The 15,155-nt window shown below is 45.5% G+C and carries 15 protein-coding genes; 8 read left to right on the forward strand and 7 right to left on the reverse strand.

What is annotated here, in order from left to right; all coding sequences use genetic code 11:
- Positions 1-20 precede the first annotated feature (20 nt).
- From fliI to L3V27_RS06495, 7 genes are read right to left on the reverse strand one after another with little or no spacing between them, the layout of a single operon-like run.
- Entirely contained in the window at positions 21-1,367 is a 1,347-nt protein-coding gene (fliI, locus tag L3V27_RS06465; protein WP_237311351.1) for a flagellar protein export ATPase FliI, read from the reverse strand.
- Positions 1,360-2,115 carry a flagellar assembly protein FliH gene (gene fliH / locus L3V27_RS06470; RefSeq protein ID WP_237311352.1) on the reverse strand — a complete coding sequence of 252 codons (756 nt, stop codon included), beginning with the start codon at positions 2,113-2,115 and terminating at the stop codon, positions 1,360-1,362. The genes fliI and fliH overlap by 8 nt, the downstream gene beginning before the upstream one ends.
- A gap of 4 nt (positions 2,116-2,119) precedes the next feature.
- Complete coding sequence (locus tag L3V27_RS06475) at positions 2,120-3,133, reverse strand: flagellar motor switch protein FliG (RefSeq protein ID WP_005394839.1); 1,014 nt, start codon at positions 3,131-3,133, stop codon at positions 2,120-2,122.
- The gene (gene fliF, locus L3V27_RS06480; protein WP_031780427.1) at positions 3,102-4,850 is read right to left on the reverse strand and encodes a flagellar basal-body MS-ring/collar protein FliF; all 1,749 of its coding nucleotides are present in this window, start codon (positions 4,848-4,850) and stop codon (positions 3,102-3,104) included. The genes L3V27_RS06475 and fliF overlap by 32 nt, the downstream gene beginning before the upstream one ends.
- Positions 4,851-4,853: 3 nt before the next feature.
- Positions 4,854-5,210, reverse strand: coding sequence for a flagellar hook-basal body complex protein FliE (gene fliE / locus L3V27_RS06485; RefSeq protein WP_005375045.1), 357 nt, complete (start codon positions 5,208-5,210; stop codon positions 4,854-4,856).
- Between the two features lie 15 nt (positions 5,211-5,225).
- Positions 5,226-6,557 carry a sigma-54 dependent transcriptional regulator gene (locus L3V27_RS06490; protein WP_006741978.1) on the reverse strand — a complete coding sequence of 444 codons (1,332 nt, stop codon included), beginning with the start codon at positions 6,555-6,557 and terminating at the stop codon, positions 5,226-5,228.
- Positions 6,557-7,576 carry an OmpA family protein gene (locus L3V27_RS06495; RefSeq protein ID WP_237311353.1) on the reverse strand — a complete coding sequence of 340 codons (1,020 nt, stop codon included), beginning with the start codon at positions 7,574-7,576 and terminating at the stop codon, positions 6,557-6,559. Before L3V27_RS06495 ends, L3V27_RS06490 begins: the two co-directional genes overlap by 1 nt.
- A 384-nt stretch (positions 7,577-7,960) precedes the next feature.
- Between L3V27_RS06495 and L3V27_RS06500 the strand changes: the two genes are divergently transcribed.
- The 8 genes from L3V27_RS06500 to L3V27_RS06535 are packed head-to-tail and all read left to right on the forward strand — an operon-like array spanning position 7,961 to position 15,019.
- Positions 7,961-8,779: a flagellar motor switch protein FliM gene (locus L3V27_RS06500; protein WP_005398043.1), complete on the forward strand. Its 819-nt coding sequence runs from the start codon at positions 7,961-7,963 to the stop codon at positions 8,777-8,779.
- On the forward strand, positions 8,776-9,147 hold the full coding sequence (gene fliN, locus L3V27_RS06505; RefSeq protein ID WP_005398044.1) for a flagellar motor switch protein FliN: 372 nt from the start codon (positions 8,776-8,778) through the stop codon (positions 9,145-9,147). The genes L3V27_RS06500 and fliN overlap by 4 nt, the downstream gene beginning before the upstream one ends.
- An 18-nt stretch (positions 9,148-9,165) precedes the next feature.
- Positions 9,166-9,924 (forward strand): flagellar type III secretion system pore protein FliP, encoded by a 759-nt coding sequence (gene fliP / locus L3V27_RS06510; protein ID WP_005398045.1) that lies wholly within the window; start codon positions 9,166-9,168, stop codon positions 9,922-9,924.
- Between the two features lie 13 nt (positions 9,925-9,937).
- Complete coding sequence (gene fliQ, locus L3V27_RS06515) at positions 9,938-10,207, forward strand: flagellar biosynthesis protein FliQ (protein WP_005375036.1); 270 nt, start codon at positions 9,938-9,940, stop codon at positions 10,205-10,207.
- The gene (gene fliR / locus L3V27_RS06520) at positions 10,207-10,983 is read left to right on the forward strand and encodes a flagellar biosynthetic protein FliR (RefSeq protein WP_006741982.1); all 777 of its coding nucleotides are present in this window, start codon (positions 10,207-10,209) and stop codon (positions 10,981-10,983) included. Before fliQ ends, fliR begins: the two co-directional genes overlap by 1 nt.
- A complete protein-coding gene (flhB, locus tag L3V27_RS06525; RefSeq protein ID WP_006741983.1) occupies positions 10,980-12,107 on the forward strand; it encodes a flagellar biosynthesis protein FlhB in 1,128 nt (375 codons plus the stop codon). Before fliR ends, flhB begins: the two co-directional genes overlap by 4 nt.
- 31 nt (positions 12,108-12,138) lie before the next feature.
- Entirely contained in the window at positions 12,139-14,229 is a 2,091-nt protein-coding gene (flhA, locus tag L3V27_RS06530; protein WP_006741984.1) for a flagellar biosynthesis protein FlhA, read from the forward strand.
- Between the two features lie 19 nt (positions 14,230-14,248).
- Complete coding sequence (locus tag L3V27_RS06535) at positions 14,249-15,019, forward strand: EAL domain-containing protein (RefSeq protein ID WP_237311566.1); 771 nt, start codon at positions 14,249-14,251, stop codon at positions 15,017-15,019.
- Positions 15,020-15,155 lie beyond the last annotated feature (136 nt).

A 15,155-nucleotide genomic window follows, 5' to 3' on the forward strand; every position in this document is an offset into this window, starting at 1 on the left:
ACGATACCACTCCCATTTGGTTAAGCACTTTGAAAAAGCTGCGCGAGCTCGGTCAAACTGGTTGGGTAATCCACTGACTCATTGGCGGCTTGTTGTAAATACGCGCGTAAGTTTGGATACATAGCAACAGATTGATCTAATTCAGGATCTTGCCCCGGTTGATAGCCTCCTAACGGCAGCAGTTCTTTCACCTGAAGATAGTTGGAGTACATCTGGCGGAAATTATTCGCGATCGTGCTATGCGCCTCCTGTGTACAGGTACTCATACAACGGCTGATAGACGCATTAATATCAATGGCAGGATAGTGCCCTTGCTCGGCAAGTTGACGCGATAATACAACATGCCCATCTAAGATAGCACGCGCAGAATCCACGACAGGATCTTGCTGGTCGTCCCCTTCCGCCAACACGGTATAAATTGCGGTTAGGCTGCCGTGCTGATTTTCACTGTTGCCCGCACGCTCGAGGAGTTGCGGTAACACGCTGAAGACAGAGGGCGGATAACCGCGAGATGCCGGGGGCTCGCCCAACGACAGAGCGATTTCACGCTGTGCCATGGCGTATCGAGTGAGAGAGTCCATCAACAACAGAACATCTTTGCCTTGGTCTCGAAAATACTCGGAAACGCGATGACAAAGCAGTGTCGCTCTTAACCTCATCAGCGGGGATTCATCAGCAGGAGCTGCGATGATAATCGCCTTCTTGCGCGCCTCTGGGGTTAAGTTTCGTTCGATGAACTCGCGTACCTCTCGGCCTCGCTCACCAATAAGACCGACCACAATCACATCGGCTTCGGTGTTTTTGGTGATCATCCCCATTAAAACACTTTTACCGACACCACTGCCCGCCATTAAGCCAATGCGTTGCCCTTTTCCGACGGTCAAGAGTCCATTGATTGCGCGCACCCCAACGTTGAGTGGGGTATCAACAGGACGTCGCTTCAATGGGTTAATCGGTTTTGGTTCAAGTGAAACACGATCTCCCCCTTTAAGCGCTGCCCCGTCATCCAACGGCTCACCTAAACCATTCAGCACTCGCCCTAACCACTGAGCACTTAACTGCACGGTACTGTCACCGTCCAGAGGAATGACTTTCGCACCAGCAAATAAGCCACCTAAGCGCCGAATAGGCATTAGGTAAGCAATAGTGTGCTCAAAGCCCACCACTTGCGCTTCGATCATGTCGCCTTCTGCGGTTTCTACGAGACAGCGCTGCTCCAGTTTAAACCGGCACCCAACGGCTTGTAACATTAAGCCGTTTACTTTAATCAAGCGCCCTGTCACGCGAGCAACAGGGATTGAATCGAGCGAAGCCAATGCTTCGCTCAAACGCTCACTCAATAGCTCATGGCTTAAGGTATTACTCATGCTCTGATTCTACCTGCGGAATACTAACTTCATCCAAAAGGTGTTGTTTTACATTGTCCATACAGGCTTCTAAACGAGAGTCGCAACTTGCATCCGCCTCTGCATCATCGGTCACTAGTTGACAGCCACCAATCGGAAGTTCCGTATTAGCCACCAGTTTCCAAGATGGTGGTAGATCAGCATTAATGTGAGTAATTCTTTCTAAATCCTGCGGATTTAAATGCACGGTTACGGTTTCCGCTTTGCCTGGCATGGCAGACAATGTCTCATCCACCAAGGCAAGGATCTGTTGAGGCATTAAAGTGAGCTCAGCACGAATCACTTGCTGAGCCACTTTTTGTACCAGCTCACAAATCATATGGCGTTGCTGTTGCTCTTTTTCGTCTTGCCAGCGAGACAGCGCATGAAAGAGCTCGTTCACGGGTTTCGCCGCCTCTAGAAAACTCTGTTTTCCTGACTGCTCACCAGACACAAAGCCTTTTTGGAAGCCTTCTTTTTGTCCATCTAACAGGCCTTGTTGCTTACCCTGCTCGATACCTTGACGTAAGCCTTCTTCATGCCCTTGTTGTAAACCTTGTTGAAAACCGGCTTCAAGCTGTTGTTGAATATCAACTTGCGGCTCTTGCCAACCTTGGTTATCTAGCCCGAACTCGTCTTCTATAGCCTTAGGCTGCGCCAAAGGCGGAAAGCGGTGCAAACGGTATCCACTCGGCGGCAGTCGCATCGTACTTGATTTTGTCTCTACCATGACGTTACTCCACCGTTGGCTCTTCATAAAGAAGCAACTGAACTTCACCAGATTCATCCAACTCACGCACCATTTGCATGATGTCTTGACGCGCTTTTTGAACACGACTTAGCGCAACAGCCCCGCGCGCTTCCATATCGTCTTCCAGTGCTTTCACCATACGCTGAGGCATAGAACGTTTAATGGCTTGCTGTAACGTAATTTCTGAACCTTTGAGTGCAACTGCCCACAATTCTAGTGGGATCTGCTGCACCAGCATGTCCATGGTTTCTTCACGCTGACGACCAAGAACCATAAAGTCGAACATATTCTCTTCAATGGCATTAACGACATCTTCATCATGCAACTTCAGCATTTCCATCAACGACCCGCGATCACCTTCAAAGCGGTTAATGATGTCAGCAGCTTGCTTGACACCAGATAGCGGTGTGCTTTGGCTTGCAGATACTTTTTCAATGCAGCGCTCAACGAGCTCATGCAAATCAATAGCAACTTGATGATCGATGTCTTGCAGCTGAGCAATTCGGAACAAGATTTCGTCATGGTAATCTTGTGGCAGGTGCTTCAACACCGCTGAAGAGCTATCAGCTGGCAAATAGGCAAGAAAAATCGCTTGCATTTGCGGGTGCTCATTCACAATGAAACGAGCAAGCGTTTCTGCTTCTACCCACTGTAAGCGCTGCATATTGTTGCGAATTTCATCACCATACAGCGTATTCAGCAGCCCTTTTGCCAAATCATTACCCAATGCTTTACGTAGCGTATTAGACAAATATTCTTTAGAAGCTCCACGAATGCCACTGTGCTCACGAAAGTCTTCAAAGAAAGTTTGAATAACGCCGCGAGCGGAATCGCTCTTAATGCCATTCAACTTCGCCATTGCACGAGTCACCCGCTGGGTTTCATCACGGCTAAAGTGCTGTAAAACCTTCGCAGCGGCATCCTCGCCCATGCCTAATAGCACGAGCGCGGTTTGTTCTACATAACTAAGCGTCTGCTTTGATGGAACTGTGTTCATTGATGTTTACCCATTGTTTCAGTATTTCGGCTACGCGCTCTGGCTCTTCATTGGCAATAAGCTGTAGGTGTTTCAATTGAATCTCTAGTGGCGAACCGGCTGGAGGCAGCATGTCGCTGTTTACATCTAAACCGGAAGAGGCTGAGATACCTTTTTCTGATAGACGACGATCAAGCACTTCTTCATGCTCACGCTCTTCACGCGTTTGCAGGTTGTCGTAATCAGGCTCTTCTTGCGGCTCTGCAAAGTCTAACTCTGGTACTGGCTTATCAACGCCAGTGAGGTGCATGATCAATGGGCGTAGTACGAAGAAGATCATCGCCAAGCCTAACAAACCACCGATAACGTAACGTATTGGCTGCTGTACTGTAGGGTCTTGCCACCACGGCAGCGCAGGAGGCGCATCAATTTCAATTGGAGTGAAGTTGAAACTCATCAAGCTTAAGCTGTCACCTCGTGCCGCAGAAATACCGACAGCATCCATGATCATATTTGAAATCTGCTCTTTATCTGCTTCACTCCAAGCAACACCATCCGGAGAGGCTTTCGAGTTCAACAGTACCGACACGCTCATTTTCTCAATTTGACCTTGTTGGTATTGAGTACGACGAACACTACTCCCCACTGCATACTGACGGTTTACTTCAGAGCGTGCGTTGGTGTTTTGGCTATCGTTCGTTTCTACTTCTTCACCAGTTACCGGCGGTTGGTTGCTTAGAGAACCTGGTACGCCTAGCGCAATTTGGTCAACTGAGTTGTTGTGAATGGTGTGCTCGTTACGTACGACAGGTGCGTTATCCAAAATCTCTTGCGTTTCTTCAACTTGGCTAAAGTCCATATCGGCAGCAACTTGCACACGGAAGTTACTCGGACCCACAATTGGCGTAAGCATGTCTGCTGCGCGTTGAATGATCTGCTTCTCAACGTTCTTTTGATATTCAAGGTATTTTGCATTGACTTTACCTGCTTCCGCCGAAGCAACATCTGCACTGAGTAAACGGCCATATTGGTCGATAACAGATACAAATTCAGGCTTCATCGCCGTCACGCTACCAACCACTAAGTTGATGATTGCTTCAACTTGCTCAGACTTGAGGTCTTCGCCAGGTTTCAGCTCAAGCATCACTGACGCTGAAGGGTTCTCGCTGTTTTGACGAACAAATAAGGTTTGACGAGGAATAGCTAAGTGAACACGCGCATTCGCCACTGAATTCAGAGACATGATAGTGCGTACTAACTCACCTTCTAAACCATGACGGTAACGCGCCGTTTCCATAAATTGGCTTGTACCGAGAGAGCTGTCTTCTTTAAGCGAATCCAAACCTGTCGGCAGTTTGGCTTTAACACCTTTTGACGCAAGCAACATGCGAACTTTCGCAACTTCGCCTTCTGGCACAAGAACTTGGCCATTTTGCTCTTGCATACGGTAGCTCACACCTTCACTTTCTAATACCGAGACAATCTCTCCGATATCAAAACGTTCTTGTTGGCTATACAGTGGACGGAAGCTTTGTGAGGAACTCCAAAGAGCGACCACAATGATTGCCGCAACAATCGCAGCGAGTACGGCAGATAACACTAGGTTTCTCTGGCTACTCGACCAGATTTGCTTCAGCTTCGTTGTTACATCGTCCATGCTATTCGCAGTAGAAAATGTCTGTGCTGAGCCGGAGGTCATGGCTGTATTTCCGGCGACTTGGGGGGTTAGTTCTGACATGAATTACACCGGCATCTTCATAATATCTTCAAATGAGGTCACGACTTTGTTGCGCACTTGCATCAAAGCATTAAATGATAAGCTGGCTTTTTGGCTAGCGACCATCGCACCAACTAGGTCATCACTTTTTCCTGTTTCTACGGCCGTCATTTTTTGACTAGCCACTGATTGATGTTGATTCACTGTATCCAACACATTTGTCATCGCTTGTGAGAACGATAATGGTGCGTTTAGTGATTGTTGATCTAAAGGATTTGCACTCACGATAAACTCTGGCGGCTGCACTTGTGCCTGCATCGCCTGCATTTTTGACAACATAAGTTGCTCTGCCGAGACCGCATGAGTAGGTTGACTTGCCATCTATTTTTTCTCCTATTAGGCAGCCGAGCCTAGTGCCGACTGTAAATCAATACCATGTTCTCGCATGGCTGCGAGTTTGTAGCGTAGCGCTCGAGTTGATACTCCAAGCGCGTTTGCGGTTTTCGTTCGGTTTCCACCAAACTGACGTAATTTTTCTAAAATAAATTGATATTCGGCCTGCTTCTTCGCTTCTACATGACCAAAGCTTGAAGCTGGCTCAGCGGATGGAACTGGCGCAACAAGTTCAATAGGCAGCATCAGATCATGGGCAGTAATGTAGTCACCATGACGCATGACCAATGCACGCTGAATGACATTTTCCAACTCGCGAATATTGCCTGGCCAGTGATACTGACTCAGCGCACTGATCGCATCTTGGGATAGATGACAGCGACTGCTATCTTGATACTTTTCAATAAAGAATTGGCTGATCGGTAAAATGTCTTCTTTTCTTTCACGCAAAGGCGGCCAGTGCAGAGGCAAAACATCCAATCGGTAATAAAGGTCTTCACGGAATGTGCCTTTTTGAACTTCTTCACGTAAGTCTTTATTGGTTGCCGCAATAACACGAATATCAAGCTTCACCGCCTTGTGGCTGCCTACGCGTTCCACTTCACGCTCTTGAAGAACGCGTAATAACTTGGCTTGAACTGCAGGGGACATTTCACCGATTTCATCTAGCAAAATCGTCCCGCCATTCGCTTCTTCAAACTTACCGCTTTGAGAGTTAGTCGCTCCTGTGAAGGCACCTTTTACATGACCAAATAGAACCGCTTCTAGCATCGACTCTGGAATGGCGGCGCAGTTAACCGCCACAAATGGACCATCAATACGTGGAGAGTGCTCATGCACATATCGAGCCAGCACTTCTTTACCCGTTCCCGATTCGCCTGTAATTAACACACTGGCGCTGGTGCAAGCGGCACGATGCGCCAATTGCAGTACCTGCTTGCTTCGCCAAGATTCCGCAACAATGTTGGCCATTGGCTTACCTAACGCTTCAACGCGCTTCAGTAAATTAAGCAGCTGATTCGCTTCAAATGGGCGTAATAGATAATCGGTTGCTCCCGATTTCATCGTCTCAGCCGCCAAGATTCCCTGCTCTTGATCGACAATAGCGATAACAACACCAGAGTTACGTTGCTTTTGGTGGCAAGCAACAAACTCGCGGACACACATGTCCGGTAAAGTAGAGCTCACAAGAGTGATTTCTGCTCGCTCTTCAAGTAATGCGCCTCGGCCAGTACGAGTGTGTTTTGCGGTGTAACCTGCATTTTGCAACACATCCAATACTGGTTGAGCAAGAGCTTCATTCGGCTCAACCAACAAAATTTTCGTTTTCGTCATCATTGAACCTTAACTTTCGTTTGTTGATTTTGTTGTTGTACATCAGGGTGGTGTTTCACTGCCGTTCGCTCGTTATCTCTCACTAGGCGCAACATTACACGTCGATTTTTCGCTTGGCCCTTCGTCGAATTATTGCTGGCAATTGGGTAACGAGAACCATGCGCTCTTGTTTCGATCATCGATTTATCAATACCAAGTTCAACTAAGGCCTCGGCAACTTGCTCTGCTCTAGTACGTGATACTGAAAGGTTCGCCAAACTAGAACCAACGTTATCGGTGTGGCCATCAATTAAAATCTTGGTCACGCGATCATCAACAGATACATAGCTATTTAACGCTGCGAGCGTTTCTTGCTGCTTACGACTTAGCGCCTTCTGACCAAAGTCAAAAGACAGAACAAGATTTCGTGCCTCTGAAAACGAAAGCTTAGGCAAACGCGCTCGACAGGCATTAAATGACTTGAGCGCGTTTTGAATTTGAATAGTCGGAATCACAATCTCTGACAAAGAGGAAGCATTACTTCCCTTTAGTGACAACGTCACCCAGTTACCAGTAGCAATTGAATCCATGAGTTCATCAGCACCTTTGCTGAAGACAAATCGTTGGGATGGCTTAGTAAAATCAAGGGTGGCAAACTCTTTTCTATAAAGCTCACTAGACCAAGGGGCACTTTGACTTATTAGAGCAATCGTTTTCCATTTATTATTTTCATAATGTATATCGGAAATAAAATAAGTTTTATTGTTAGGTTCCGAACGGAAATAAAACTTCCCATACGGCGTGCTTGAGTGCAATAAGTTGCATTCAAAGTTGTTTCCTTTATATGTCCACTTTGAAAGGTCCATGGGGATGGTCACAACCTCACCTGAATATGTCACCTTAGACACTAGCAAACTGACAAAAATAAATATTTTACAATTTATTAAACCGTTAGGGTTCATGTATATCTTACAATTCCATGACCTTATCAATTTAATTAAATATGCCACTAAGCCGTGATAACTGGCATAGCTAATCATGTTAATTACCTATTCTGAATATTGAAACTGGTTACAAAATACTCACAAGAGCATAGCCAAACCTTTAAAATCAAGATTTAAGCTTTAAAAACAATGTCTTATATTTTAATTATCTAAATTAGCCGTTACACCATGAAGATGGTTTTAAAAAGTTAATAACAACTAAAAACGCTTAATATTTTTATATTTTCTTATTAAGCAATTTATAAAGGAAACTAACCCTTTTTAAATTTTATTAAAAGATTAAGACTATATGCTCAAGGCAACATGTGAACTAAAGTCACAATCTTAGAGTTTGAAACTAAAAGATCATTAAAATTTCTGTGTAGACTACACGCCATTAAGTTAAAACAGTTTCGATTGTTAACGCACGGTAAAATATAAATGGAAAATAGAGTTAGCGAGCCTATTTCTGATATTCAACTACTTGATGTAGAATTATTAGGCAAACCTATTCATATCATTCGTGAAAAGCTTGAAGGCTTGATTTCAGAGTCTTGCTCCAGCCTTACGATTGAATTACAAAATTGGCTCAGTACGAGTAAAGTGGAAGCTAGCTTAACCTCTGTAGACTTGCATCGCTTTACACCGATAAAAATGGATAAAGACCAAACGTCAACCTATCAACACCAAGAGGGCGGCATGGTATTTGTTCATGGAGATGCTCACACGTTAATAAAACTGGCGGATCGGTTCTATGGTGCCAGCACTGAGCGTTCAGCAACAACACTGACAGCAAGTGATCTCCGCCTACAAGAGCGAATCAGTCGTATCATTATTGGTTGGCTTGCACCAGGTGAGATGTGGGAAATGGGTGAGTACGAAGCACCCCGAGGGATTGGGATTAACGTGCAGTTAAACATCGCGTTTGACGATCACCAAGGCTCAATTCATCTCAAACTAGATAGCCACCTTATTCAAACACTGATCGAGCAGCTTGAACTGCAGCCCGATACGGATTTGTACCAACCATTCTGTCGCTCTTTAGAGGCAACGCCTGTTCGACTGAATGTTGTTTTAAGTAAAAAGAAGATGCCGTTGAGCGACGTTGTAGGCTTACAACCTAACGATATTTTACCAATTGAGCTTCTTAATACGGTTCCAGTCAGCATTGGTAACCAATCTTTATTTACAGGTCGTATTGCTGAGCAAGACGGCCAACTTGTTTTGATCTTTAACCCTGATAAGGAACCGCAGCGATGAGCGAAGCGCCAGAAACGAATGCATTCGACGCAGAAGAATTGAACTTTGACGACTTTCAATTAGAAGACTTTGAAGCTGAAAGTACGCTCCAACAAGAACCAGCAACTGCGGAACGTGATCTTAGCTTTTTCAAAAGTATTCCCGTCACTGTCACGCTGGAAGTTGCAAGCAAAGAAATCCCACTTGGGGACTTAATGAAAGCCGGAGAAGGCACGGTTATCGAACTTGAAAAGCTCAATGGTGAGCCTTTAGACGTAAAGGTAAACGGCTCTCTAATGGGTCACGCTGAAGTCGTCGTCGTTAATGATAAGTACGGACTTCGTCTGATCGATGTACATGACTCTGCATTGAGTGGCGTTGGTCAATAATCTTAGGTAGGCATCACAATGAAAAATCTGAGCGCTTGGCACCGTTGGTTACCTCTTTTGGTACTGGTGTCACTTTTGTTTGCTTTCCCAACCATGGCGGCAGACAACGGCTTAACTATCTTGTCCGTTTCTGATGGCGACACACAGCAAGAATACAGCGTTAAATTGCAAATTCTGTTGTTGATGACGGCGCTCAGTTTTCTTCCAGCATTCATTCTGATGGCAACGAGCTTTACTCGGATTATCGTCGTCCTCGCGATTTTGCGCCAAGCCCTTGGTCTTCAACAAAGCCCTCCTAACCGCGTATTGGTTGGAATTGCTTTGGCATTGACCTTGCTGATCATGCGACCTGTTTGGAGCGATATTCATGAAAATGCATTTCAACCGTATGACAATGGTGAAATCACGCTAATACAAGCATTCTCTGTAGCAGAGAAACCAGTGAGAGAGTTCATGCTGGCACAAACTCATCAAAGCTCTCTTGAGCAAATGCTGCGTATTGCCAATGAACCACTCGACCAAAACGTTGAGGATATTTCTTTTGCGGTTGTCTTGCCTGCGTTTGTCATCAGTGAACTAAAAACCGCCTTTCAAATTGGCTTTATGCTCTTCATCCCCTTCTTAGTTATCGACTTGGTTGTCGCCAGTGTGCTCATGGCAATGGGTATGATGATGCTATCGCCTTTGATTGTTTCACTCCCTTTTAAACTGGTAGTGTTTGTACTCGTGGATGGCTGGGCAATGACGGTTGGCACATTATCTGCCAGTTTCGGTTAAATAGGAGCATGCTATGACCCCTGAACTAACCGTAACGTTATTTTCCGATGCAGTATGGCTGATCATTTTAATGGTTGCGGTACTGGTTGTTCCTGGCTTAATTGTCGGTTTGTGTATCGCCGTTTTCCAGGCCGCCACACAAATCAACGAGCAAACACTCAGCTTTTTACCACGTTTGCTCGTTACGCTATTGATGGTGATTTTTGCGGGTCATTGGATGCTCCGAAAAATCATGGAACTGTTTGATTTCTTATTCCACAACATACCGGGGATGATTGGCTAATGGCCATCACATTTGCAGAGCTCTCAGCGATACTCGGTCAACTCTGGTGGCCGTTTTTTCGTGTGGGAGCTGTATTTATTTCGATGCCCTTCTTTGGTGATGCAATCATTCCCGTTTGGATCCGTACCTTACTGGCACTTTCGATCGTCGTGATTACCGCACCATTGATGCCACCAATGCCACAAGTCGAATTATTCTCCATGACGTCTCTATTCCTTGCTTTTGAGCAAGCGATTTGGGGCGTGATGTTTGGGCTAATTTTGCACATGCTCTTTAACGTTTTCACCATGCTTGGTCAGGTCGTTTCTCTGCAAATGGGATTGGGTATGGCAATGATGAATGATCCTATCAACGGACTTTCTGTCGCCATCTTGGGCCGCATATTTCTTATATTTTCAACCTTGTTATTTCTCGCGCTAGAAGGACACTTGCTCGTCATTGATATCGTGATTCAAAGTTTTGTCGTGTGGCCGGTCGGTTCTGGAATCACTTCGCTTTCTCTGCAAGGCGTTGTAAATATTTTCGGTTGGATGTTTGCCTCTGCTTTAGCACTAGCGTTGCCTGCCATTGTTTCAATGCTCCTAGCCAACATCAGTTTTGGTGTGATGAATCGCGCCGCCCCCTCACTCAACGTGTATGCGTTAGGTTTTCCAATGACGATGCTTCTTGGCCTGTTCAGCGTATTAATTTCAGTATCTGGTGTGCCGGGTCGCTACACCGCGCTTGTACACGACACCATCAGACACTTGAGTAACTTTATGTTGGGGGGCGCATGAGCGATCAATCGTCTCAGGACAAAACTGAAAAAGCCTCGCCGCAGAAAGTAAAAAAAGCACGTCAGGAAGGACAAATTCCTCGTGCGAAAGAGTTTACTACTGCGGTGATATTTCTAGCGGTGGCGCTCTACTTTTACTCTCAGCTCAATAGCATTTGGGAAAGTATGTCAGGTATTTTTCGCTACAACATGATGCTGACGCGAGCCGACTTAGAAAACCCGAAACAGCTTGTCGAGCAATTGGGACAAAGTTTAGCGGTAATCATCGACATGCTATTGCCGTTGTTTACCGTCATTATTATCGTGACCTGTGGTAGCAGCCTTGTACTAGGCGGTTGGATGTTCCGTCCGGCGAACGTTATGCCAAAGCTGAGCAAAATTAATCCTTTAAGTGGGATAAAGCGCATTTTTTCGACACGCTCAGTGGTTGAGCTCTTAAAGTCCACATTCAAAGTAGCCGTTATTTTCGGCATCTTATATGGCTATTTAGACAACCACTTACAGCCTCTGCTAGGTATGCAAAACTTACCTTTAAGCCAAGGCTTTTCCCTCGTGATGTCTATTCTCTTTGAAGGCTTATTGTTGATGGGGTTTGCGTTGTTGTTATTTGGTGTTGTAGACATTCCCTACCAACGTTGGGAGCACCTAAAAGAGCTGCGTATGACCAAACAAGAGCTGAAGGAGGAATTCAAGAACAACGAAGGCCGCCCTGAAGTAAAGCAGCGAATCCGTCAAATTCAACAGCAGTTTGCACGCCGTAAAATCGATAAGATGGTACCAACGGCTGACGTAATCATCACTAACCCAACTCACTACGCTGTCGCTCTGAAGTACGAACCTTCACTTTCTGATGCTCCATTTGTGGTTGCAAAAGGCGTAGACGAAACTGCCATGCACATTCAACGAATCGCCCGAGAAAACAAGGTGGAGATCATCAACTCACCACCGTTGACTCGTTCGATCTATCACACCACGGCGATTGAACAAGCAATCCCAAGCCAACTGTACATTGCCGTGGCACATATTCTTACTTACGTTTTGCAATTGAAAGCCTTCCGTAAAGGTGAAGGAAAAGAGCCAACTCCTTTGCCTCATTTTTCGATTCCAAAACATTTGCAGCACTGATTAACCCGCGTTTATCCAAGGACACGAAAGTATGCTTAACCGGTTAAAACAACTTCAAACATCAACCAAAGGCTACATTGGCATTCCAATTGTCTTGCTAATGATTTTGGCAATGGTGATTTTACCTTTGCCTCCCCTGCTATTGGATGCGTTGTTTACCTTCAATATCGTCTTGGCAATCCTAGTATTGCTGGTCAGCACTACCGCAAAGCGACCATTAGACTTCTCAGTTTTTCCAACGATTTTGTTAGTCGCGACATTATTACGTCTTACACTGAACGTCGCTTCGACACGAATCGTACTCCTAGAAGGACATAATGGGGGGGATGCGGCAGGTAAAGTCATCCAAGCGTTCGGTGAAGTCGTTATTGGCGGTAACTACGTCGTTGGTATGGTGGTGTTTGTTATCTTGATGATCATCAACTTCGTCGTAATTACCAAAGGTGGCGAACGTATCTCTGAGGTGTCAGCGCGCTTTACTTTGGATGCCTTACCGGGCAAACAGATGGCGATTGATGCCGACTTAAATGCCGGTCTTATCGATCAGGAAACCGCTCGATTGCGTCGTAAAGAAGTCGCTAACGAAGCCGATTTCCATGGCTCGATGGACGGTGCCTCAAAGTTTGTGCGAGGCGATGCTATCGCTGGTTTGCTGATTCTGTTTATCAACATCATTGGTGGTATCAGCATCGGCGTCTTTGAGCATGGACTCGCAGCATCTGACGCCTTTAAAACATACGCACTACTTACAATCGGTGATGGCTTAGTAGCTCAAATTCCGTCACTTCTATTGGCAACGGCTGCAGCGATTATCGTTACGCGAATTAATGATAGCGATAATGGCATGTCGGAAACCATGCAAAAACAATTGCTGGCAACCCCGGCGACACTGTTTACCGTCGCAGGTATCATGGCTGTGATAGGCATGGTGCCAGGCATGCCACATTTGGCCTTTTTTGCTTTCGCGGGTGCTTTAGCTTTCGCGGGTTGGCGTCAAACGAAAAAGCCCGTGCAAGACTCCCAAATCGAGGAGGTCGAAGCACTTTCACAAGCCATGCAAGAGGACGATACACCGCTTACATGGGAAGATATTCCTCATGTTCAAACGTTGTCGCTTTCCCTGGGTTACCGTCTCGTTCACCTAGTCAACAAAGAACAAGGTGCACCTTTATCACAGCGTATTCGCGGTGTGCGCCGTAACCTATCTGAACAAGTCGGCTTTTTATTACCAGAGGTGCGTATTCGAGACAACCTAAGCCTTAAGCCGAATCAGTATACAATTTCTCTCAATGGCGAAGTGATCGAACAAGGCTTTATCGAGCCAGAACGTTTGATGGCGATTGCAGTCGGAGAAACGTACGGTGAAGTAGATGGTATTTTGGGCAGTGATCCTGCTTACCAATTACCAGCAGTGTGGATTGAACATCAAGACAAAGCGAAAGCGCTGAACATGGGTTATCAAGTGGTCGATGATGGCACGGTCATCGCGACTCATATTAGCAAGATAATGAAAACAAACCTTGCTGAGTTGTTTACGCACGACGATGTTGAAGCTATGACGCAACGTTTGACACAGCAAGCACCGAAGTTAGCCGAAGCCCTAGCCGCGGCACTTAACCCTGCGCAGCAACTCAAAGTATATCGCCAGTTGTTACTAGACCAAGTGCCACTAAAAGATATTCGTACGATTGCTAACACGATGCTGGAGTCCGCGGAAAACACTAAAGACCCGATTTTACTGGCATCTGATGTGCGTTGCGCACTAAAACGCACGCTCGTAAACCTGATTGCGGGACAGAAAAACGAATTAAATGTCTATGCTCTCTCTGATGAACTAGAACAAATGCTACTGACTTCGCTACAACAAGCACAATCTTCTGGTACAGTAATGTTAGACAGCTTCCCAATTGAGCCAAATATTCTTGGTCAGTTCCAACAAAACTTGCCACTGATAAGACAACAGCTCAAACAACAGGGATTACCTCCGATTCTTCTCGTTATGCCTCAGTTACGTCCACTTCTGGCTCGTTACGCACGCACATTTACGCAAGGACTGGCAGTATTGTCTTACAACGAAATTCCAGAAAACAAACAAATCAATGTGGTAGGAAACCTTGGTTAATCTTATTTCAACACATGCGATGTACGAACATTTGGTTGGTCTCGCAGTACAACATATCGTCAGGGATGACGATCAATTAGTATTTGATGCTTTAAAGCACAATGACATCCAACACGCGTGCCAAGCCATTCGCGAGACTCAATCAGGCGAGGTAGAATTCCAACACCTGACGTTGAGATTTGGCACGCGTGGCGAACAAAGCGTCTATCAATTCGAACTCTCTGAACAAATGCAGTACTGCCTAGATTTGTTCAGCCTTTATCTCGCATTGCGACAAACACAGTTTCAGCTAGAAGCCTTTCACCCCGACTTAATCAGTAACGTCGTCGTGCCGATAAGAATTGACGCATTACTATGGGAACCAGGCATATACTTTCTCGAACAGATGATTCAGTTTCACTCTTCCGCTTTTCAACATGTGATTCCTTCTCTTCAAGCAGACAAAACGCTATGCGCCTATGATAAAGTCTCAGCGCTGATAGAGAAGTTAAGAGAAAACGCCTACTCACTTTGGTTTGAAGTCGCGACATCACAAGTGAACTTCGAACGAGTCGCTGACTTTAGTCCCGATATGATCAAACTATCAGTCACGTTAGAGGATAAAGAAGAAAGACATGCTTTCCTACCGATTGCTAAGTTCTTAAGAAAGCACAAATACCCTTGGGTAGCCGGGCGGGTAGCGAGCCAAACAGAGCTAAACCGCTATCGCTTGTTAGGGGCCAATTATTACTTTGGTTATTTCAGTGACATCCCGACCTCCCTCTCTTTTCAATCTTTTGGTGAGGAATGACAGAATCCTAACTATTAATCTTTATAAAACAGCGCGAATTATTCGCGCTGTTTTTTTATTTATAACGAAGAACGACAATATTGATAGATGACTGCTTCCCTGATTAAGTCAGGCTTATTCAGGTTATTTGATGTTA

The organism is Vibrio sp. J2-3(2022) (genome assembly GCF_021725735.1).
GTDB lineage: Bacteria > Pseudomonadota > Gammaproteobacteria > Enterobacterales > Vibrionaceae > Vibrio > Vibrio diabolicus.

Bases quoted from the DNA above. Each gene is read 5' to 3' on its own strand.
- fliI (WP_237311351.1), bottom strand. From the start codon at position 1,367: ATGAGTAATACCTTAAGCCATGAGCTATTGAGTGAGCGTTTGAGCGAA.
- fliH (WP_237311352.1), bottom strand. From the start codon at position 2,115: ATGGTAGAGACAAAATCAAGTACGATGCGACTGCCGCCGAGTGGATAC.
- L3V27_RS06475 (WP_005394839.1), bottom strand. From the start codon at position 3,133: ATGAACACAGTTCCATCAAAGCAGACGCTTAGTTATGTAGAACAAACC.
- fliF (WP_031780427.1), bottom strand. From the start codon at position 4,850: ATGTCAGAACTAACCCCCCAAGTCGCCGGAAATACAGCCATGACCTCC.
- fliE (WP_005375045.1), bottom strand. From the start codon at position 5,210: ATGGCAAGTCAACCTACTCATGCGGTCTCGGCAGAGCAACTTATGTTG.
- L3V27_RS06490 (WP_006741978.1), bottom strand. From the start codon at position 6,557: ATGACGAAAACGAAAATTTTGTTGGTTGAGCCGAATGAAGCTCTTGCT.
- L3V27_RS06495 (WP_237311353.1), bottom strand. From the start codon at position 7,576: ATGATTAGCTATGCCAGTTATCACGGCTTAGTGGCATATTTAATTAAA.
- L3V27_RS06500 (WP_005398043.1), top strand. From the start codon at position 7,961: ATGGAAAATAGAGTTAGCGAGCCTATTTCTGATATTCAACTACTTGAT.
- fliN (WP_005398044.1), top strand. From the start codon at position 8,776: ATGAGCGAAGCGCCAGAAACGAATGCATTCGACGCAGAAGAATTGAAC.
- fliP (WP_005398045.1), top strand. From the start codon at position 9,166: ATGAAAAATCTGAGCGCTTGGCACCGTTGGTTACCTCTTTTGGTACTG.
- fliQ (WP_005375036.1), top strand. From the start codon at position 9,938: ATGACCCCTGAACTAACCGTAACGTTATTTTCCGATGCAGTATGGCTG.
- fliR (WP_006741982.1), top strand. From the start codon at position 10,207: ATGGCCATCACATTTGCAGAGCTCTCAGCGATACTCGGTCAACTCTGG.
- flhB (WP_006741983.1), top strand. From the start codon at position 10,980: ATGAGCGATCAATCGTCTCAGGACAAAACTGAAAAAGCCTCGCCGCAG.
- flhA (WP_006741984.1), top strand. From the start codon at position 12,139: ATGCTTAACCGGTTAAAACAACTTCAAACATCAACCAAAGGCTACATT.
- L3V27_RS06535 (WP_237311566.1), top strand. From the start codon at position 14,249: ATGTACGAACATTTGGTTGGTCTCGCAGTACAACATATCGTCAGGGAT.